Source organism: Rhodospirillales bacterium, assembly GCA_016872535.1.
Classification (GTDB): Bacteria; Pseudomonadota; Alphaproteobacteria; order Rhodospirillales; family 2-12-FULL-67-15; genus 2-12-FULL-67-15.
On the sequence record VGZQ01000017.1, the window covers coordinates 1 to 17,611 of the forward strand.

20 protein-coding genes are annotated in these 17,611 nt (G+C 69.0%); 12 read left to right on the forward strand and 8 right to left on the reverse strand.

What is annotated here, in order from left to right; all coding sequences use genetic code 11:
- Positions 1-914 (reverse strand): cytochrome b/b6 (locus FJ311_05045; GenBank protein MBM3950801.1); only part of this gene is annotated, 914 nt, incomplete at its 3' end.
- A gap of 13 nt (positions 915-927) precedes the next feature.
- A complete protein-coding gene (gene petA / locus FJ311_05050) occupies positions 928-1,506 on the reverse strand; it encodes a ubiquinol-cytochrome c reductase iron-sulfur subunit (GenBank protein ID MBM3950802.1) in 579 nt (192 codons plus the stop codon).
- Between the two features lie 185 nt (positions 1,507-1,691).
- Here petA and FJ311_05055 point away from each other — a divergent pair, with 185 nt between their 5' ends.
- The 3 genes from FJ311_05055 to FJ311_05065 are packed head-to-tail and all read left to right on the forward strand — an operon-like array spanning position 1,692 to position 3,531.
- Positions 1,692-2,174 (forward strand): tRNA (cytidine(34)-2'-O)-methyltransferase, encoded by a 483-nt coding sequence (locus tag FJ311_05055; GenBank protein MBM3950803.1) that lies wholly within the window; start codon positions 1,692-1,694, stop codon positions 2,172-2,174.
- Entirely contained in the window at positions 2,171-3,040 is an 870-nt protein-coding gene (hemF, locus tag FJ311_05060; protein MBM3950804.1) for an oxygen-dependent coproporphyrinogen oxidase, read from the forward strand. Before FJ311_05055 ends, hemF begins: the two co-directional genes overlap by 4 nt.
- 41 nt (positions 3,041-3,081) lie before the next feature.
- Positions 3,082-3,531 (forward strand): OsmC family protein, encoded by a 450-nt coding sequence (locus FJ311_05065; GenBank protein ID MBM3950805.1) that lies wholly within the window; start codon positions 3,082-3,084, stop codon positions 3,529-3,531.
- Between the two features lie 18 nt (positions 3,532-3,549).
- Here FJ311_05065 and FJ311_05070 read toward each other — a convergent pair whose 3' ends face one another.
- From FJ311_05070 to FJ311_05085, 4 genes are all read right to left on the reverse strand, one after another.
- Entirely contained in the window at positions 3,550-4,833 is a 1,284-nt protein-coding gene (locus FJ311_05070) for a CCA tRNA nucleotidyltransferase (protein MBM3950806.1), read from the reverse strand.
- Between the two features lie 115 nt (positions 4,834-4,948).
- Positions 4,949-5,242, reverse strand: coding sequence for a hypothetical protein (locus tag FJ311_05075; GenBank protein MBM3950807.1), 294 nt, complete (start codon positions 5,240-5,242; stop codon positions 4,949-4,951).
- Complete coding sequence (locus tag FJ311_05080) at positions 5,239-5,946, reverse strand: CoA pyrophosphatase (protein MBM3950808.1); 708 nt, start codon at positions 5,944-5,946, stop codon at positions 5,239-5,241. Before FJ311_05080 ends, FJ311_05075 begins: the two co-directional genes overlap by 4 nt.
- Positions 5,927-6,517, reverse strand: a complete 591-nt coding sequence (locus FJ311_05085) for a DUF1285 domain-containing protein (protein ID MBM3950809.1) — start codon at positions 6,515-6,517, stop codon at positions 5,927-5,929. The genes FJ311_05080 and FJ311_05085 overlap by 20 nt, the downstream gene beginning before the upstream one ends.
- Between FJ311_05085 and FJ311_05090 the strand changes: the two genes are divergently transcribed.
- The 4 genes from FJ311_05090 to FJ311_05105 are packed head-to-tail and all read left to right on the forward strand — an operon-like array spanning position 6,507 to position 13,292.
- The gene (locus tag FJ311_05090) at positions 6,507-7,538 is read left to right on the forward strand and encodes a MoxR family ATPase (GenBank protein MBM3950810.1); all 1,032 of its coding nucleotides are present in this window, start codon (positions 6,507-6,509) and stop codon (positions 7,536-7,538) included. The two genes, FJ311_05085 and FJ311_05090, sit on opposite strands and share 11 nt — an antisense overlap.
- Before the next feature lie 8 nt (positions 7,539-7,546).
- Entirely contained in the window at positions 7,547-8,428 is an 882-nt protein-coding gene (locus FJ311_05095) for a DUF58 domain-containing protein (protein ID MBM3950811.1), read from the forward strand.
- Positions 8,429-8,445: 17 nt separating this feature from the next.
- Positions 8,446-11,172 (forward strand): DUF4159 domain-containing protein, encoded by a 2,727-nt coding sequence (locus tag FJ311_05100; GenBank protein ID MBM3950812.1) that lies wholly within the window; start codon positions 8,446-8,448, stop codon positions 11,170-11,172.
- Positions 11,169-13,292 carry a hypothetical protein gene (locus tag FJ311_05105; GenBank protein ID MBM3950813.1) on the forward strand — a complete coding sequence of 708 codons (2,124 nt, stop codon included), beginning with the start codon at positions 11,169-11,171 and terminating at the stop codon, positions 13,290-13,292. The genes FJ311_05100 and FJ311_05105 overlap by 4 nt, the downstream gene beginning before the upstream one ends.
- A 6-nt stretch (positions 13,293-13,298) precedes the next feature.
- Here the strand turns inward: FJ311_05105 and FJ311_05110 are convergent, their stop codons facing one another.
- Complete coding sequence (locus FJ311_05110) at positions 13,299-13,784, reverse strand: cytochrome c (GenBank protein ID MBM3950814.1); 486 nt, start codon at positions 13,782-13,784, stop codon at positions 13,299-13,301.
- Between FJ311_05110 and FJ311_05115 the strand changes: the two genes are divergently transcribed.
- From FJ311_05115 to FJ311_05125, 3 genes are read left to right on the forward strand one after another with little or no spacing between them, the layout of a single operon-like run.
- On the forward strand, positions 13,715-14,581 hold the full coding sequence (locus FJ311_05115; protein MBM3950815.1) for a DUF1194 domain-containing protein: 867 nt from the start codon (positions 13,715-13,717) through the stop codon (positions 14,579-14,581). The two genes, FJ311_05110 and FJ311_05115, sit on opposite strands and share 70 nt — an antisense overlap.
- A gap of 4 nt (positions 14,582-14,585) precedes the next feature.
- The gene (locus tag FJ311_05120; protein MBM3950816.1) at positions 14,586-15,326 is read left to right on the forward strand and encodes a DUF1194 domain-containing protein; all 741 of its coding nucleotides are present in this window, start codon (positions 14,586-14,588) and stop codon (positions 15,324-15,326) included.
- Positions 15,323-15,946, forward strand: a complete 624-nt coding sequence (locus FJ311_05125; GenBank protein ID MBM3950817.1) for a glutathione S-transferase family protein — start codon at positions 15,323-15,325, stop codon at positions 15,944-15,946. The genes FJ311_05120 and FJ311_05125 overlap by 4 nt, the downstream gene beginning before the upstream one ends.
- A gap of 6 nt (positions 15,947-15,952) precedes the next feature.
- On the opposite strand, the gene FJ311_05130 is transcribed toward FJ311_05125, so the two are convergent.
- Entirely contained in the window at positions 15,953-16,147 is a 195-nt protein-coding gene (locus FJ311_05130) for a hypothetical protein (GenBank protein ID MBM3950818.1), read from the reverse strand.
- Positions 16,148-16,396: 249 nt separating this feature from the next.
- Here FJ311_05130 and FJ311_05135 point away from each other — a divergent pair, with 249 nt between their 5' ends.
- A complete protein-coding gene (locus FJ311_05135) occupies positions 16,397-17,140 on the forward strand; it encodes a Crp/Fnr family transcriptional regulator (GenBank protein ID MBM3950819.1) in 744 nt (247 codons plus the stop codon).
- 62 nt (positions 17,141-17,202) lie between these two features.
- On the forward strand, positions 17,203-17,610 hold the full coding sequence (locus FJ311_05140; protein ID MBM3950820.1) for a hypothetical protein: 408 nt from the start codon (positions 17,203-17,205) through the stop codon (positions 17,608-17,610).
- Position 17,611 lies beyond the last annotated feature (1 nt).

Here is a 17,611-nt window from a genome sequence, read left to right on the forward strand (position 1 = left end):
TCGAAGGTGATCGCGCGCAGGATCGCGTAGAACGGCAGCAGGTACCATTCGGGCACGATGTGCGGCGGCGTCACCAGCGGGTTGGCGACGATGTAGTTGTCGGGTTCGCCGAAGAAGTTGGGCGCGAAGAAGACGAAGCCCATGTACCCGATCATGAACACGCCGACCCCGAAGAAGTCCTTGATCGTGTAGTAGGGGTGGAACGGGATGGTGTCGCCGGGGTGCTTGATGTCGACGCCGATCGGGTTGTTGGACTTGACCGTATGCAACGCCCACAGGTGCAGGACGACGAGCCCGAGAATCACCATCGGCAGCAGGTAGTGGAGCGAGAAGAAGCGGTTGAGCGTCGGATTGTCGACCGAGAACCCGCCCCACAGCCAGGCGACGATATTGTCGCCGACCAGCGGGATCGCCGAGAACAAGTTGGTGATGACGGTCGCGCCCCAGAAGCTCATCTGGCCCCAGACCAGCACGTAGCCCATGAACGCGGTCGCCATCATGACGAGGATGATGACCACGCCGATGATCCACAGCAGTTCGCGCGGCGCCTTGTAGGAGCCGTAATAGAGCCCGCGGAACAGGTGGATGTAGACGACGATGAAGAACGCGGAGCCGCCGTTCATGTGGACGTAGCGGATCAGCCAGCCGTAATTGACGTCGCGCATGATGCGCTCGATGCTGTCGAAGGCCATGCTGGTGTGCGGCGTGTAGTGCATGGCGAGCACGACGCCGGTCGCGATCATGATCACCAGCACGAACAGGGCGAGGGAGCCGTAGTTCCACCAGTAATTCAGGTTGCGCGGCGCCGGATAAGCGACCGCGCTTTCGTGCATCAGGGTGAACAGCGGCAGCCGTTCGTCGATCCAGCGGACGACCGGGTTCTTCCAGACCGGCGCGGTTCCTGTCGTCGTCATGGGGCGCTTCTCCTCAGCCGATCTTCACGGTGGTGTCGGTGACGAACGCGTAGGGCGGGATTCCCAGGTTCTTGGGCGCCGGGCCCTTGCGGATGCGTCCCGAGGTGTCGTAGTGCGAGCCGTGGCAGGGGCAGAACCAGCCGCCGAATTCGCCCTTGGGTTCGCCCGCCTTCTGGCCGAGCGGAATGCAGCCGAGATGGGTGCACACGCCGACCATGATCAGCCATTCCGGCTTTTTGGCGCGGGCGGCGTCCTTTTCCGGGTGGATCAGGCCGGCGGCGTCTTCCTCGCGCGCTTTCCGGATTTCCTCGTCGCGGCGGTGGCGGATGAACACGGGCTTGCCGCGCCACGTGACGGTGATCGCCTGGCCGACCTGGATCGGCGTAAGGTCGACCTCGGTCGAAGCCAACGCCAGCACGTCGGCGGCGGGGTTCATGCTGTCGATCAGCGGCCAGACCGCGAGAGCGGTGCCGACCGCGCCGACCGCGCCGGTGGCCACGATCAGGAAATCGCGGCGACTTTTGGCGTCATCCGCCTCGCTCGCGCCGTGCGGGCCGGGGGCGCCGGGAGCCGTCGTGGCGGTGCTGGACATGGAATTCCTCTTGGGGTTTTGTGGGCGGGTTTCGTGGGCGACGTCGCGGGCGCCCAATCTAAGGGGAGGCCCTCGACGAGGCAAGGGTTCGGGCGTTCCGCGCGACCCTTTCCAAGCGGCCGCAAACCCTTGGCGGCGGGCGAGTTTTTCCGCTCCGGCGGGCGCCGATGGAGACCGAAAGTGCGATGAGCGACGATTCGATTCGGGCGGACGGCGTGCGGCTCGCTCTCTATCAGCCGGACATCGCCGGCAACGCGGGCAACATGCTGCGCACCGCTGCCGGGCTCGGCGTGCCGGTCGATCTGATCGGCCCGCTCGGTTTCGTCCTCGACGACAAACGCCTCAGGCGCGCCGGCATGGATTACCTGCGTCACGCCGACGTCGCCCGCCATTCGTCGTGGCAGGCGTTTTGCGAACATCTCGGCCCGCGACGGCTTCTGCTGCTCACCACCCAGGGCGCGACCGCGTACACGGATTTCGCGTTCCGCCCCGGGGATACCCTCGTGGTCGGGCGGGAAAGCGAGGGCGCGCCGGAGGAGGTGCACGCCCGCGCCTTCGCCCGCCTCCGCATCCCGCTGAAATCCGGCATGCGCTCCTTGAACGTGGCCGCGGCGGCAGCCATGGTCCTGGGCGAGGCGCTGCGGCAGACACGGGGGTTTCCGCCATGAGCGGCGACGTCTACGGCACCAACGATCAGAAGGCCGCCGCGCGCGCGTGGTTCGAGGCCTTGCGCGATCGCCTGTGCGCGGAGTTGGAAAAGATCGAAGACGAAGTGCGCGGCCCGGCCAAGGACTTCGGCCCGCCCGGGCATTTCGTGCGCACCCCGTGGCTGCGCAAAGGCATCGAGGGGGACGGCGGAACGATGGCGGTGCTGCGCGGGCGCGTGTTCGAAAAGGCGGGCGTCAACGTCTCGACCGTCGCGGGCGAATTCTCGGAGGAATTCCGCGCCCGCATTCCCGGCGCGACCCAGGATCCCCGCTTCTGGGCGTCGGGGGTTTCGGTGGTGATCCATCCGCGCTCGCCCAAGGTGCCGATCGCGCACATGAACACGCGCTTTATCGTCACCACCAAGGGCTGGTTCGGCGGCGGCGCCGATCTGACGCCCGTGTTTCCGCTGGCCGGGGACACCGCCGATTTCCATGCCGCGCTCAAGGCCGCCTGCGACCGGTTCGATCCCGCGTGGTATGCGCGCTTCAAGAAATGGTGCGACGAATATTTCTATCTTCCCCACCGGGGCGAGGCGCGCGGGGTCGGCGGCATCTTCTACGACGAACTCGCGGGCGGCGACTTCGCGCGCGACTTCGCCTTCACGCAGGCCGTCGGCGAGGCGTTCCTCGACGTCTATCCCCGCCTCGCGCGCCGGCACCTGGACGAGTCGTGGACCGAAGCCGATCGTCAGGTGCAACTGATCAAGCGCGGGCGCTACGTCGAGTTCAACTTGCTCTACGACCGGGGCACGCTGTTCGGCCTCAAGACCGGCGGCAATACGGAAGCGATCCTGATGTCCTTGCCGCCGCTCACGGCGTGGCCGTGAGGGGCGGAAAACCATCCGACCGAACGAAGGAGGCTCGATCCATGAGCGAGGGCGCCGAAATTTCCGTCACCATCACCCAGCAACGCGATTACCGGTTTTTGATCGATTTCGGGGAGACGATCCCGCAACTGCTCGCCGACGAGCCCGCGCCCATCGGTTCGGGGCAGGGACCCTCGCCGGACCAACTGTTGCTCGCGGCCGTCGCTAATTGCATGTCGGCCAGCCTTTTTTTCGCCCTGAAAAAGTTCAAGCAGGATGCCGGCGGCATTCGCACCACGGCCAGCGCGCGCGTCGGACGCAACGCCGAAAACCGCCTGCGCATTCAAGAAATCGCGTTGACCATCCGCTTGGGCAAGCCCGGCGACACGATCGAGCGCCTGGACCGCATCCTCGCGCAGTTCGAGGACTTCTGCACCGTGTCGCAAAGCGTGCGCCGGGGAATCCCCCTCGCCGTCGCGGTGGAGGACGGACGAGGCGCGCGGCTGAAATAGGGATCGACGGGCGTGGCCCTAAAGCCGCTCCTTCAACTTCGCTAGGCATTCCTCGTGCCCGGCCCGGAAGTCGCCCTCGATCCACCAACGCTCCACGTCGGCCAGGGCTTCGCCGACCCGCTCGCCCGCCGGAATCCCGAGCGCGATCGCGTCACGGCCCTTCAACGGAAATTCGCGCGGCGTCCAGGCAACGGCGTCCTTGACCAGCGTCGTCCACGCGTCGTTGCGTCCCTTGGGCGGATGTGGCGTGTCGGCGAGTTCTTCGGCCCACGCCAGCAGCGCGCGATCGCGCGCGGCCGCGCCGCCGAGCCGGTGAAACGCCTGTCGCCGCGCGCGCGCGTCCATGGTCGGCGCGAGGGCGGCTTCGGGCGCGGCCAGCGCCGCCAACCGGTCGCGCTCGGCATTCGACAGGCGCAGCCGTTCGGCGATCGTCCGCGTGCCTTCACCGTCGACGCGCACCAGGGCGGCGAGCCGACGCAGCGCGTCGGGTTCGAGCCCCTCGATCTTGACCGCGGTGGTTTCGAGCCACGCCAACACGCGCAACCGGCTGACGTCGCCCGCTTCCGGCAGCACGCGCTCGAGCACCCCTTCGCCCCGCATCAGCGAAATCGTCGAGGCCGGATCGGGCGCGAGCAGGATGCGGAACAGTTCCGAGCGCACCCGCTCGCCCGAAAGCTGATCCACCAGCGGGGCCAGCGCGCGGCAGGCGTCGAGGGCTTCGGGATCCGGTGGCGGGCGGCCGAAGGTCGCTTGAAAACGGAAGAAGCGGAGCAGGCGCAGCGCGTCCTCGCGGATGCGTTCGGTCGCGCGGCCGACGAACCGGATACGTCCGGCAGCGAGATCGGCCATGCCGTCGAACGGGTCGTACACGTCGCCCGCGGGCGAGCACGAAAGCGCGTTGATGGTGAAGTCTCGCCGCGCCGCGTCCGCCACCCAGTCGTCGGTGAAGGCGACCTTGGCGCGCCGACCGTCGGTTTCGACGTCGATTCTAAGCGTCGTGATTTCGAAGTGGCGCGAACCGGTCACGGCGGTCACGGTGCCGTGGGCGATGCCGGTCGGGACGGCGCGAATGCCGGCGGCTTCCAGCAGGGCGATCACCTTCTCGGGTGGATCGTGGGTGGCGATGTCGATGTCCGTCACCGGACGGTGGGCGAGGGCGTCGCGCACGCACCCGCCGACGAAGCGCACCTCGGCTTGATCGCGCGTCAGCGCCGCGATCACGGCGCGGGTTTCGGGCAAATCCATCCACGGCTGGGGCGCGAGCTTGCCGACGGGTGCCAACGGTTCGGTTCGGTTCGGCATCGGCCGACTATAGCCGAGGCCGACGGCGAGAGGGTTACCGCTTCGCCGGCGCGCGGGCGAATCGTCATGCGAATGCATGCCTATCGGCGTGACGCGCGCTCATAAAAGCGCGCCCCTACCGGGGCGGGGCGCGCTCGAAATGGCCGGGGATGACCTTGCCGTCGGGACCGAGCGCGGGCGGGCGGTAAACCCCGCCCGGCTTCTCGCCGCCGGTAAGCGCGGTCAGGACCAGCGCGCCGACGAACAGCACCAGCCCCGCCGCCGCGAGCCAGTACCACGGACCTTGGCGCCAGTCGGGCGCGGCGGTGCCCTCTTTCGCCGCGCGCCGGGCGGCGAACCAGACCCAGCCAAAATAGACGAGGAACGGCGCGATCAGCGGCAGGATGTACTCGAACAGGATGCGGATCATGGCGCGGCCGGGTCGCGCGGGCGAATCCCCGCGCGCGATCTTTGATCCGCCCCTTCCGGGGCGGGGCGGCGCAGGAATTCGTAGAGGTTCATCAGCATCCCCGCCGTCGCGCCCCAGATGTAGCGCTCTTGCCAGCGCATGGCGTAGAAGCGGCGCACCGTGCCTTCGACGGTGCGGCTGTCGAGCAGATGGTTGGCGGGGTCGAGCAGGAAACCGAGCGGCACCTCGAACACGTCGGCGACTTCCTCGGCGTCGGGGGCGACCGCGAAGGGCGGCGTCACCACGCCCACCACCGGGGTCACGTCGAAGCCGGTGCGGGTGACATACCGGTCGAGCCGCCCGATCACGCGAATGTGACGGCGGGCGAGGCCGACTTCCTCCTCGGTTTCGCGCAACGCCGCGTCCTCGGGTCGGTCGTCGCCGGGTTCCATGTGGCCGCCGGGAAAGCTGATTTGTCCGGCGTGGTGGACAAGATGCGCGGTCCTAAGGGTGAACAGCACCGTCGGCTCCGGCTCGCGCGCGACGATCGGCACCAGCACGGCCGCCGGGCGCAGATTCGCTTTCACGGCCATGCCCGGATTGAGGCTGTGATCGCCCTTCAGCGCCATCGCCGGCGAATGCGCGTTCGGCGCGCCGCCGCCCAAGGTGGAAAAGCGGCGCAGCAACGAGTCCAGGGTCGTCAAATTATTGCGAGAGCTCGTCATCGCGGCCCTGTTCAAAATGATCCTGATTCTCGCGGAAATCGGACGGTTCCAGGGGGAAAAACATGCCCGCGCTCCAAGTTCCCATCGTCGCCCCTTTCGCGCCCGGCCCTTTAACGGCGAGGTCGGCCAATCCATAATACACCGGCCGCGCGAGCAAGGCGTCCAATCCCGGCCGAACGACGACATAAGGTTTGAGCCCGCCGTCTCGGGAAGCGCGCGCGATGCGCAAGGGATGATCGGGGCCTATGACGACCCATTCGTCCACGTTGGTCCTGAGCCTCAGGATTTGCTCCGTTCCGCCGCCCTCCTGCGCCAGTTCCACTCCCAGGAACGGCGCGTCGTCGACCCGGATGCGCGCTTTTTCCACAGGGGTCTTCAGCCAGAACGAGCCGTCGGCGTCGCGCGTCAGCACGGAGGCGAACAGTTTCACCAGTTCTTTGCGGCCGATGGGGCTGCCGTGGTAATACCATGTTCCGTCCGCGGCGATCCTGAGGTCGATGTCACCGCAGACCGCCGGCGACGGCGCGCCCCGATCAGTCAAGGGAAAGGCGTTCGTGCCCATGAATCCCATCTCCACCGTCCCATTAGATAAGGCGAAGGCCGCTTCGGGCAATTCCCTCGACGTGGCGGCCGAGGTCGAACGCGCCGGCCAAATGATCCGCGACGCGCGCGCCGCCGTCGGCCGGGTGATTTTCGGCCAGGATCGGGTGGTCGAACAGGTGCTGGTCACGCTGCTCGCCGGCGGGCACGCGCTCCTGATCGGCGTGCCGGGCCTCGGCAAGACCAAGCTGGTGGAAACCCTCGGGCTGATCCTCGGGCTCGACGCCAAGCGGGTCCAGTTCACCCCCGACCTGATGCCGGCCGATATCCTCGGCTCCGAGGTTTTGGAAGAATCCGAATCCGGCCGGCGCTCGTTCCGGTTCATTCCCGGTCCGGTGTTCGGCCAGCTGCTGATGGCCGACGAAATCAACCGCGCGAGCCCGCGCACCCAGTCGGCGCTGCTGCAGGCGATGCAGGAAGGCCGCGTATCGGTCGCCGGCCATTACCACGCGCTGCCGGTGCCGTTTCACGTGCTCGCCACCCAGAACCCGCTCGAACAGGAAGGCACCTATCCGCTGCCCGAGGCGCAACTCGACCGCTTCCTGCTTCAGGTCGACGTCGAATATCCCGACCGCGCCGCCGAACGCGACATCATGCTGGAAACGACCGGCGCCGAGAGCCGTCGCCCCGAACGCGCCATGTCCGCGGACGACCTGATCGCCGCGCAAAAGCTGGTGCGCCGGATTCCGGTGGGCGAAAGCGTGACCGAGGCGATCCTGACCCTGGTGCGCGCCGGGCGGCCCGATTCCTCCGACATTGCCGAAGTGCGCGAGTTCGTCGCCTGGGGCCCGGGCCCGCGCGCGAGCCAAGCCTTGATGTTGGGCGTGCGGGCGCGCGCCTTGATGGACGGGCGCTTCGCGCCGTCGGTCGACGACGTGCTCGCGCTCGCGCCGCCGATCCTGCGCCACCGGATGGCGCTGTCGTTCGCCGCCCGCGCCGAAGGCGTGACGATCGAGAAGATCATCGGGCGGCTGCTGCAGACCGTCGCCTGAGCAGTCCCATGAAGGCGACCGGCGCCGAACTTCATCATCGGGCCGAAACCCTGGCGGCGCCGCTGCCGCCCTTGATGGTCGCGGCCAAGCGCGTCGCCTCGACGGTTGCGCAAGGGGTGCACGGCCGCCGCCGGGTCGGCCAGGGCGAAACCTTCTGGCAGTTCCGCCGCTACCAGCAGGACGATTCGATCACGCGCATCGATTGGCGGCGGTCGGCGAAGTCGAGCCATCTCTACGTGCGCGAAACCGAGTGGGAGGCGGCGCAAAGCGTGTGGTTGTGGCGCGACGCTTCGGCGTCGATGGATTACGCGTCCATGCCCGCGTTCGGGTCCAAGCGGTTGCGCGCCGAATTGCTGCTGCTCGCGCTCGGCGTACTCCTGGTGCGCGGCGGCGAGCGGATCGCGGTGCTCGGCTCGAACCTGCGCCCATCCTCGGGCCGGATCGTGCTGACGCGCATCGCCCACATGCTGGAGGAGGGCGAGCCCGCGACGCCGAGCCTGCCCGTGCCGGAGGCGCTGCCGCGCCACGCCCGCGTCGTGTTGATCGGCGATTTCCTGTCGCCGCTGGCGGAGATCAAGGCCACGCTCGCCGCGTTCGACGCGCTCGGCGTGCGCGGTCACATGGTTCAGGTGCTCGATCCGGCCGAGGAAACGCTGCCGTTCGCCGGGCGGGTGCGTTTCGTCGGGCCGGAAGCGGAAGGGGTCGCGCTGATCGGCCGGGCCGAAACCGCGGCCGGCGACTATGCGCGCGCGATGGCGGCGCATCAGGCGGAAATCGGACGGTACACCCGCTCTGCGGGGTGGAGCTTCGTCCGCCACCGCACCGATCGCCCGCCGGAAACCGCCGTGCTCGCCCTTTATCTCGGGCTCGCCGAGCCCGCATTGGAATAACGAGCGTCGGCCCGGACATGTTCGCATTGGGCCCGCTCAGCTTTGCCGCGCCGTGGGCGCTGCTCGGCGCGCTCGCGCTACCGGCGCTCTGGTTCCTGCTCCGCCTGATTCCGCCGAGCCCGCGCGAGGTAGTGTTTCCGCCGGTCCGCATCCTGATGGCGCTCGCGCGGCGCGACGAAACCTCGGCCACCACGCCGCCGTGGCTGATCGCGCTCCGGTTTGCGCTCGCCGCCGCCGTCATTCTCGGGCTCGCGCACCCGATCCTCAATGCCGAGCCGGGGTTGAAGGGCACCGGGCCCTTGGCGCTGGTGATCGACGACGGCTGGGGCGCGGCCAAGGGCTGGAACGAACGTATCGCCGCCGCGCAACGGCTCGTCGACCGCGCCGGGCGCGAGGGGCGCGCGGTGATCGTGCTCGGTACCGCGGCGAAGCCCGAGCCGCCGGCGGTGACCCCGCTCGCCGCCGCCGCGGCGCGCAAGTTGGTCGAATCCCTGCGACCGAAACCGTGGCTCGCCGAGCGGCGCGCGGTCGGCGACGCGCTCGCCCAATGGGGCGAGGCCAACCGCTCGCCGCCGTTTCCGCTGGCGTGGCTGAGCGACGGGCTCGAAGCGGCCGAAGGCGAGGCGCGCGCCTTCGCCGAGCAGCTCGGCCGCTCCGGCCCGGTCCTGTTCGCCGAACCGCCGGGCGAGCGGCTGCCGCTGCTGCTGCGCCCGCCGAGGAGCGAAGGCGATGCCCTCGTCCTTTCCGCCGAACGGCCGAGCGCCGGCGCGCGCCGCGAAATTTCCGTGATCGCCCACGGCGACGACGGCCGTCCACTCGCGCGCGAACGGCTCGCGCTCCCCCAGGGCCGCACCAACGGCGAGGCGCGCATGGCGTTGCCCTCGGAATTGCGCAACCGGCTTGCCCGCCTCGAGATCGAAAACGAAACCGGGGCGGGCGCGGTCGCGCTCGCGGACGAACGCTGGCGCCGCCGCCCGGTCGGCCTCGCGTCCGTCGGCACCGGGCGGGAGGATCAGCCGTTGCTCGGCGATCTCTATTACCTGGAGCGGGCGCTGGAGCCGTGGGCGGAGGCCAGGCGCGGCGCTCTCGCCGACCTGCTCGCGCGGCCGCTCGCCGTGCTGGTGCTTGCCGACCCGGCGCCGTTGCCCGCGGCCGAGGCGGGCGCGGTGGTGCGCTGGATCGAAGCGGGCGGCGTCGCCGTGCGCTTCGCGGGGCCCAGGCTCGCGGTCGCGACGCAGGCGGTTGGCGCCGAATCGGCCGATCCGCTGTTGCCGGTGCGGTTGCGCGCGGGTGATCGAGTTGTCGGCGGCGCTTTGACCTGGGAACGCCCGGTGGAATTGGCGCCGTTCGACGACAAGAGCCCGTTCTTCGGGTTGGCGGTGTCGGCCGACGTGCGCGTGCGCCGCCAAGTGCTGGCCGAGCCCGCGCTCGACCTCGCCGAACGGACCTGGGCGCGTCTCGCCGACGGTACGCCCCTGGTCACCGCCGCGCGCAAGGGCAAGGGGTGGCTGGTGCTGGTCCACGTCACCGCCAACGCGCAGTGGTCGGATTTACCGCTGTCGGGCCTGTTCGTCGGCATGCTGCAACGGGTGGTGGCGCTGAGCCAGGGCGTGGCGTCGCACTTGCCCGGCCCGCCGCTCGCGCCCGAAGCGACCCTCGACGGCTTCGGCCGTCTCGGCGCGCCGCCGGCGGACGCCCAGGCGATCCCGTCCGAAGCCTTCGCCAGGACGCGCGTCGGCCCGCGCCATCCGCCCGGATTCTACGGCGAGCGGGGCGGGGTGCGCGCGCTCAACCTCGCCGATTCGGTTCCGGCGCTGAAGACGTTTCCGCGCCCGGCCAACGTCGAGGCGATGGCCTACGGCGCGAGCGTCGAAACCGACCTGCGTCCCTGGCTGCTCGGGCTCGCGTTCCTGCTGCTGCTCGCCGATCTGGCGGCGAGCCTCGCCTTGCGTGGCCATCTCGCGTTGCCCCGCCGCGCGGCATTCGCGCTGCTGGCGACGGCGCTGGCGGCTTTCCCCGCCGCCGCGCAACCCCAGCGGCCGGACGCGGAGGCTTCCGCGATCGCCGCGAGCGCCGATCCGACGATCGCTTATGTCCTCACCGGCAATCGCGAGATCGACGAAACCAGCCGCGCCGGTCTCGAGGGCCTCGGCGTCATTCTTCGCCGGCGCACGGCGGCGGAAATGGGGCCGCCGGTCGGCATCGATCCGGCACGGGACGAACTCAGCTTCTATCCGTTGATCTATTGGCCGCTCGGCGGCGGGCAGCGCCCGCTCGACGCGGGCGCGGCCGAGCGTCTCAACGAATACATGCGCCGGGGCGGCACCATCCTGTTCGATTCGCGCGGCGGCGAAGGCGAAAGCCTGCTCGGCATGCGCGCGCTGGCGCGCCAACTCGACTTGCCGGCGCTGGAGCCGGTCGGACCGGATCACGTGCTCACGCGTACGTTCTATCTGCTGCGGGAGTTTCCGGGGCGCCATGTCGGCGGGCGGTTGTGGGTCGAACGCGCGGGCGAGCGCGTCAACGACGGCGTCTCCTCGGTCATCGCCGGCAGCGGCGATTGGGCCGCGGCCTGGGCGGTGGATGACCGGCATCGCCCCCTCTACCCGGTGGTTCCGGGGGGCGAGCGCCAGCGCGAATACGCCTACCGCTTCGGCGTCAACGTGGTGATGTACGTGCTGACCGGCAACTACAAGTCGGACCAGGTTCACGTGCCCGCGATCATGCAGAGGCTCCGGCGATGACCAGCGTCGTCTTCGCGCCGCTCGTGCCGTTGGCCTTGGCGCTGCCGGCCGTCGCCTTGGCGATTCTGCTGCTCGGGTTCGCGTTCTGGCGCCGGGCGCCGGGGGTGGTTTTCCGCGCCGTGGCCTTCGCTTTGCTCGCGCTCGCGATGTTGGATCCCCGGCTCGCCGAGGAAACGCGCGAACCGCGCCCCGACATCGCCGTGATCGCGCTCGATCGCAGCGCCAGCCAATCGGTGGACGGCAGGCCCGAACGCACCGACGCCGGGCTAGCCCAATTGCGCGCGGCGCTGGCCAGGCTCGGCAACGTCGAGGTGCGCGAGATCGAGGTCAAGGACGACGGCCGCGGTCCCGGCCCGGGCGGCGAGGCCGAAGGCACGCGGCTTTACGCGGCGCTCGAGCGCGCGCTGGCTCAGGCGCCGCGCGGCCGGCTCGGGGCCGCGTTCCTGCTGACCGACGGCCAAGCGCACGACGCGCCCGATGCGGATACGGCGAAAGCCTCCGGTCCCGCCGCGCCGGTCCACGTTTTGCTCACCGGTCGGCCGGGCGAGCGCGACCGGCGCATGGTGGTCGAGCAGGCGCCCGGTTTCGCCATCGTCGGCAAGGAAGCGAGCATCGTCTATCGCATCGACGACGCGGAGGCCGGCGCGAGCCCGGTGACCGGGCGCCGGCTGGCGCGGGTGCGCATCGTCCGCGACGGCCGCGAGGCCGAAAACGCGCTGGTGCCGGTGGGCGCGCCGCAGACCCACACCTATGTCGTCGAGCACGCCGGGCCGACGCTGGTCGAGATCGAGGTTGAGGCGGTCGCGGGCGAGTTGACGCCCGTCAACAACCGCGCGCTGGTGGCCGTCAACGGCGTGCGCGATCGGCTCAAGGTGCTGCTGGTTTCCGGCCAGCCGCACGCGGGCGAGCGCACGTGGCGCAATCTCTTGAAATCCGACCCGGCGGTGGAGTTGATCCACTTCACGATCCTGCGCCCGCCGGAAAAGGACGATTTCACGCCGATCGTCGAATTGGCACTGATTCCGTTTCCGGTCCAGGAGCTGTTCGAGGCCCGGCTCAAGGAATTCGACCTGATCGTGTTCGACCGCTATCTCGAGCGCGACATCATCCCGCCGTCGCATTTCCGCAACATAGAGCGCTACGTGCGCGACGGCGGCGCGCTGCTGTTGGCGGCGGGGCCCGAGTTCGCTGGCGCGCGCAGCCTCGCCCGCACGGCGGTCAGCGCGATCCTGCCCGCGCGTCCGACCGGACGGGTGACGGAAGGCCCCTTTCGCCCGGCGCTGACCGACACCGGTCGGCGCCATCCGGTGACCGCCGATTTGACGCCCCCCGCCCAAACATCGGGCGCGGCGCGGGCGACCGAACCGACTCCCTGGGGCCGCTGGTTCCGGCTGATCGAATCGGTGCCGACCTCCGGGCACGCGCTGCTCGACGCGGGCGACGGCCGCCCGCTCCTGATGGTCGACCGGGTCGACAAGGGCCGGGTCGCGCTGTTCGCTTCCGACCACATCTGGCTGTGGGCGCGCGGTTACGACCGGGGCGGGCCGCACGCCGAAATTCTCCGCCGGCTGGTGCACTGGCTGATGAAGGAGCCGGACCTGGAGGAAGAGCGCCTGACCGCCGAAGGCAAGGACGCGGAGATCATCGTTACCCGTCGCAGCCTCGCCGACGATCCGGCGACCGTCACCGTCACCGCGCCTTCGGGCCGGGCGACGACGGTCGAATTGAAATCCGATCCGGCGACGCCGGGACGGGCGAGCACCCGCGTGGCCGCCGCCGAACGGGGGCTTTATCGCGCGAGCGACGGAACGCGGACGGCGGTCGCCGTGGTCGGCGCGCTCAGTTCGCTCGAATTCGCGGATTTGCGCGCCAACGCCGACAAGCTCGCGCCGCTCGCGGCGGCGACCGGCGGCGGGGTCTTCTGGCTGGCGAACGGATTGCCGGAAGCGCGTGGCGTCAAGCCCGGACGCGACGCGGCCGGGCGCGGCTGGATGGGGCTTCGCCGCAACGACGCGTTCGCCGTCACCGGCGCGCGCCAAGTTCCGCTGCTGCCGGCGCTCCTGGTGCTGGCGGCGGCGTTCGCCGCGCTCGGGCTCGCCTGGTGGCGGGAAGGGCGTTGAAGGGTTTCAACGCGGCTTCAGGGCGCGAATGTAGGCGATCAGGTCCTCGATCTCGGCGCGACTGTGGTTGAAGTCGGGCATCGGCGGATGGGGTGCGGCGAGCCAGCCGCGCAGCCGCGCGTCGGTATAGGCCGGGTCGGCGGCCATCTGCGCGAACGGCGGGCCCGCGTCCGATCCGGCGCGCGCTTCCGCGCCGGGAACATGGCACGAGACGCACCAGCGCTTGGCGAGATCGGCGCCGCGCTCCGAATCGGCGGCCCTCGTTGCCGCGAGCGGCAGGATCAGCGCCAGCGTCCAAACGAGCCACTTCGCGGGCGACTTCGACACGTGCGGCGCTCCCCCGGCTTTTGTGCTACATATCCGCTTATCACGTAGTCGGAACCGGCGCGATCCGCAACGAGGCCGCACCGGGATCGGACGGGATGGGGCATATGGTCCGAATCGGGCGCTTGGCGGCGCGCGCTTGGGCGCATGCGGCGGTTGGCGCAGCATTGTTGGGCGCGGGCCTGGCGGCCGCCGTTGCGGCCGAACCGGAAAGCGTGGATTTGGAATTGGTGCTGGCCGTCGACGTCTCCGGCAGCATCGACCAGGAGGAAGCCGCGCTGCAAAGGCGCGGTTATGTCGCCGCCCTGCAGGACGAACGGGTGGTCAACGCCATCAAAACCGGCTTTCACGGGCGAATCGGCGTTACCTATTTCGAATGGGCCGGCATCCACCATCGGCGCACGGTCGCCGATTGGACCACGATCGGCGACACGGCCTCGGCCCGGGCGTTCGCTGACTGGATCGCGGCGCAGAGCATCAGCGCCGGGGCCTGGACTTCGATTTCCGGGGCGATCGACTACGCGCTGCAGCGCTTCGCCGACAGCCCCTACAAAAGCCGCCGGCGCGTGCTCGACATTTCCGGCGACGGGCCCAACAACAACGGCCCCTACGTGATCGAATGGCGCGACCGGGCGCTGGCGCAGGGCATCACCATCAACGGCCTTCCAATCATCAACGAGCGGCCGAGCCGCTGGGGCTTGCCGCCGTTCATCGACCTCGATCTTTATTTCGAGGATTGCGTCATCGGCGGGCGCGGCGCGTTCATCGTGGTGGCGGAAAGCTTCGACGACTTCGCCTCCGCCATCCGCCGCAAACTGATCATGGAGATCGCCGACATGCCGCCGTCGCGCGACGGGCGCATTATTCCGGCGCGCACGCATACGCGCGAGCGCAACCGGGCCGGCCCGCGCCCGCCCTGCGACGCGGGCGAACGCGAACGTTTCCAGCGCCGCCTCGACCCTTGAGCCGATGACCAGCCGCGGCGGATTGCACTGGCTTCCGGCGGTCGCGCTTGCGATCGGGGCGGCGTTCGTTCCGTCGGCACCGGCGCGGGCGGCCGACATTCCGGTCGATCTCGAACTGGTGCTCGCCGCGGACGGCTCCGGCTCGATCGACGACGAGGAGCTGAGGTTCCAGCGCCAAGGCTACGCCGAGGCGCTGGCGCATCCGCGCGTGCTGGCGGCGATCCAGTCCGGCTTTCACAAGGCGATCGCGGTCGCTTACATCGAATGGGGCGCGCCGCAGTCGCAGCACGTGATCGCCGATTGGACGGTGATCCGCGACGAGGCCTCGGCCCGCGCCTTTGGCAAGACCCTGGTCGAATCGCCGCGCGCCGCCTGGGGCTACAACTCGATCTCGAACGCGATCGATTTTTCCGCCCGCCTGATCGACGCCAACGCTTACAAGGGAACCCGCCGGGTGATCGACGTTTCGGGCGACGGGCCGCAGATCGGCGGCCGCCCGCTGGAAGAGGTGCGGCGCGAGACGGTGGCGCGCGGCATCACCATCAACGCGCTGGTGATCGAAACCGCGGGCGGAGCGTTGCGCGGCCCGGGTGGCGTCACCTTGGCCGAGCATTACGAGCGCGACGTGATCGGCGGCGCCGGCGCCTTCATCGCGGTCGCGCGCGAGCGCGCGCGTTTCCCCGAAACCGTGCTCCGAAAACTCGTCTTGGAAATTGCCGATCTCAACGCAACGGAGAACCCATGATCCTCATCGGCCGCTACCGCTCGCCCTTCGTCCGCCGCGTCGCGGCAAGCATGAAAATCTACGGACTCCCCTACGAGCGCCGGGTGCTCTCGACCATTACCGACGGCGAGGCGATCCGCGCGGTCAACCCGATCGGCCGGGTGCCGGCGCTGGTTCTCGATTCGGGCGAAACCTTGATCGACAGCGCGGCGATCCTCGATTATCTCGACGAACGCGCCGGGCCCGCGCGTGCGCTGGTGCCGCCCCAGGGCGCGGAACGGCGCGAGGTGCTGAAGGGGGTGGCGCTCGCCATCGGCGCGGTCGAGAAGGCGGTCGCGCTCGCCTACGAACTGCAGCGCCGGCCCGAACACCTGATTTTTCCCGAGTGGGCGGAGAAATTGAAAGGTCAAACGCGCGCCGGACTTTCTACGCTCGATCGGATTCTCGGCACGGGTCGGGAATGGATCGCGCTTGGCCGACTCACCCAAGCCGACGTGTCGGCGGTGGCGACCTGGGACTTTCTCGGCAATATGCTGGCGGGCCATTTCGCCGCTGCCGACTTTCCGAACCTCGCGGCGCTGTCGGTGCGCGCCAACCGCATGTCTGCCTTCGCCGAAACGCACCCGAGCCTGGACAGCTGATGATCCTCAATGCACCGAACCGGACGGGGTGTTGAGCGCCTTCTTCGCCGCGCGTTCGATGGCCCGCCACATGGCGTGGCCCTCGGCGTCGCCGGCGGCGCGCAACTCTTCGGCGCGCAGCTCCGCCTGCCGGGGAGCGTCCTTGCCGTAGCGGGCGAGCAATTTACGCACCGCCTGTTGGATAGTGTCGTCGTCGGTCATCGTGCGATGCCGCGGTAAGCGAGCGGTCCGATCTCCCATCGCCGGACTCGGGCTTTTCTTACACGCGCCCAAACCCGTCGATCCCGGCGCGGACACTAGCGCCCTGAAATAATTCGGCCTTGATTCTTGTCAATATTTTATGGGTTTTCCGGAGCGCGAGGTTGTATTGCCCGGCCGGCAAACCTAAACTTTACCCAAGGCCCCCCGTAAAATCGGGAGAGCGGGGCGCCCAAGCGAGGCGGAGTACGCATGGCCACGCGTGACGGCGATATATCTCCACGTACCGGCGGCCGAATGGGCAACTGCTTCGCCTGTCAGGCTCACGCCCGCAGCGAATGGTGCGTGCTGTCCGACGCCGACCTCAGGCTGATCGACGACGCCAAGATCGACCGCGATTACGCCCCCGGCGACGTGCTTTACCACCAGGGCGATGCGTGCAAGGGCGTCTATTGCATCAGGTCGGGATTGGTGGGCTTGCGCAAGGTCGGCGCCGACGGCAATTCGGTGCTGGTGCGCTTGGCGCAGCCTGGGGATACCATCGGCTATCGCGCCTTTCTTGCCGGCGAGGAACACGCGCTCGGCGCCGAAGTATTGAAACCGAGCGTGATCTGTTTCGTCGAGCAGGTCGTGGCGCGCAGACTGATCGAATCTAAGCCCGAACTGGGCCTCCGGTTTCTCAAGACCATGTCCGAAAGTCTGAACGCGGCCGAGGACAAATTCCTGCAATCGACCTCGTTCGATATCCGCGCCCGCCTCGCCCATCTTCTGCTGGTGCTCAAGGACCGCTTCGCCGCCGAGGAAAAGGACGGCGCGCTCAAATTGGAATTGCCGCTGTCGCGCCAGGACATGGCGGCGATGATCGGGGTGCGCCCCGAAACCATGTCGCGCGCCATCCGCAAGTTCGAGGACGACGGCGTCGCCTATTTTTCCGGGCGAACCGTCAAGGTGCCCGACATATCGGTCCTGTTCGACGAAATCGACGCCGTCGCCTGAGTTTTGCCAGGCCCCGAAAAGTCCGTTAGACTGAGTTGGTTATTGGTGCCAGGGGCCGGCCGATGCCGTACGTCCAGCTCGACGAAAACAACCATATCGTTTCCGTGTTCGCGGAGCCGGTGGAGGGCGCAGTCGAGGTTGCTCCCGACGACCCGGCGCTGAAGGAATTCATCTTCCGCTCCCACCCCGAGCTGGAACAGCGCGAAAAGCTGGAAAAGTCCGACCTCGCGCTCGCCCGCGTGATGGAGGACCTGATCGACGTCCTGATCGAAAAGGGCGTGATCATGTTCACCGATTTTCCCGAGGCAGCGCAGAAGAAGCTGCTCGAGCGGCGCGGCTTCCGCAAGGAATTCAGCTATGTCCAGAACCTGTTCGGCAACGAGCAGGGCGGTCTCGGCGACGGCGCGATCACCGGCGCGATCGACGGCGCCGATTCCGACAAGGGCGGCCCGAGCGGCGGATTCCTGTAAG

What these genes read in the sequence shown, in the direction of transcription:
- FJ311_05130 (MBM3950818.1), bottom strand. Translation starts at nt 16,147, where the DNA reads ATGACCGACGACGACACTATCCAACAGGCGGTGCGTAAATTGCTCGCC.
- FJ311_05105 (MBM3950813.1), top strand. Translation starts at nt 11,169, where the DNA reads ATGACCAGCGTCGTCTTCGCGCCGCTCGTGCCGTTGGCCTTGGCGCTG.
- FJ311_05095 (MBM3950811.1), top strand. Translation starts at nt 7,547, where the DNA reads ATGAAGGCGACCGGCGCCGAACTTCATCATCGGGCCGAAACCCTGGCG.
- FJ311_05090 (MBM3950810.1), top strand. Translation starts at nt 6,507, where the DNA reads ATGAATCCCATCTCCACCGTCCCATTAGATAAGGCGAAGGCCGCTTCG.
- FJ311_05135 (MBM3950819.1), top strand. Translation starts at nt 16,397, where the DNA reads ATGGCCACGCGTGACGGCGATATATCTCCACGTACCGGCGGCCGAATG.
- FJ311_05125 (MBM3950817.1), top strand. Translation starts at nt 15,323, where the DNA reads ATGATCCTCATCGGCCGCTACCGCTCGCCCTTCGTCCGCCGCGTCGCG.
- FJ311_05075 (MBM3950807.1), bottom strand. Translation starts at nt 5,242, where the DNA reads ATGATCCGCATCCTGTTCGAGTACATCCTGCCGCTGATCGCGCCGTTC.
- FJ311_05110 (MBM3950814.1), bottom strand. Translation starts at nt 13,784, where the DNA reads ATGCTGCGCCAACCGCCGCATGCGCCCAAGCGCGCGCCGCCAAGCGCC.
- FJ311_05140 (MBM3950820.1), top strand. Translation starts at nt 17,203, where the DNA reads ATGCCGTACGTCCAGCTCGACGAAAACAACCATATCGTTTCCGTGTTC.
- FJ311_05085 (MBM3950809.1), bottom strand. Translation starts at nt 6,517, where the DNA reads ATGGGATTCATGGGCACGAACGCCTTTCCCTTGACTGATCGGGGCGCG.
- FJ311_05120 (MBM3950816.1), top strand. Translation starts at nt 14,586, where the DNA reads ATGACCAGCCGCGGCGGATTGCACTGGCTTCCGGCGGTCGCGCTTGCG.
- petA (MBM3950802.1), bottom strand. Translation starts at nt 1,506, where the DNA reads ATGTCCAGCACCGCCACGACGGCTCCCGGCGCCCCCGGCCCGCACGGC.
- FJ311_05080 (MBM3950808.1), bottom strand. Translation starts at nt 5,946, where the DNA reads ATGACGAGCTCTCGCAATAATTTGACGACCCTGGACTCGTTGCTGCGC.
- FJ311_05100 (MBM3950812.1), top strand. Translation starts at nt 8,446, where the DNA reads ATGTTCGCATTGGGCCCGCTCAGCTTTGCCGCGCCGTGGGCGCTGCTC.
- FJ311_05115 (MBM3950815.1), top strand. Translation starts at nt 13,715, where the DNA reads ATGGGGCATATGGTCCGAATCGGGCGCTTGGCGGCGCGCGCTTGGGCG.
- FJ311_05070 (MBM3950806.1), bottom strand. Translation starts at nt 4,833, where the DNA reads ATGCCGAACCGAACCGAACCGTTGGCACCCGTCGGCAAGCTCGCGCCC.
- hemF (MBM3950804.1), top strand. Translation starts at nt 2,171, where the DNA reads ATGAGCGGCGACGTCTACGGCACCAACGATCAGAAGGCCGCCGCGCGC.
- FJ311_05055 (MBM3950803.1), top strand. Translation starts at nt 1,692, where the DNA reads ATGAGCGACGATTCGATTCGGGCGGACGGCGTGCGGCTCGCTCTCTAT.
- FJ311_05065 (MBM3950805.1), top strand. Translation starts at nt 3,082, where the DNA reads ATGAGCGAGGGCGCCGAAATTTCCGTCACCATCACCCAGCAACGCGAT.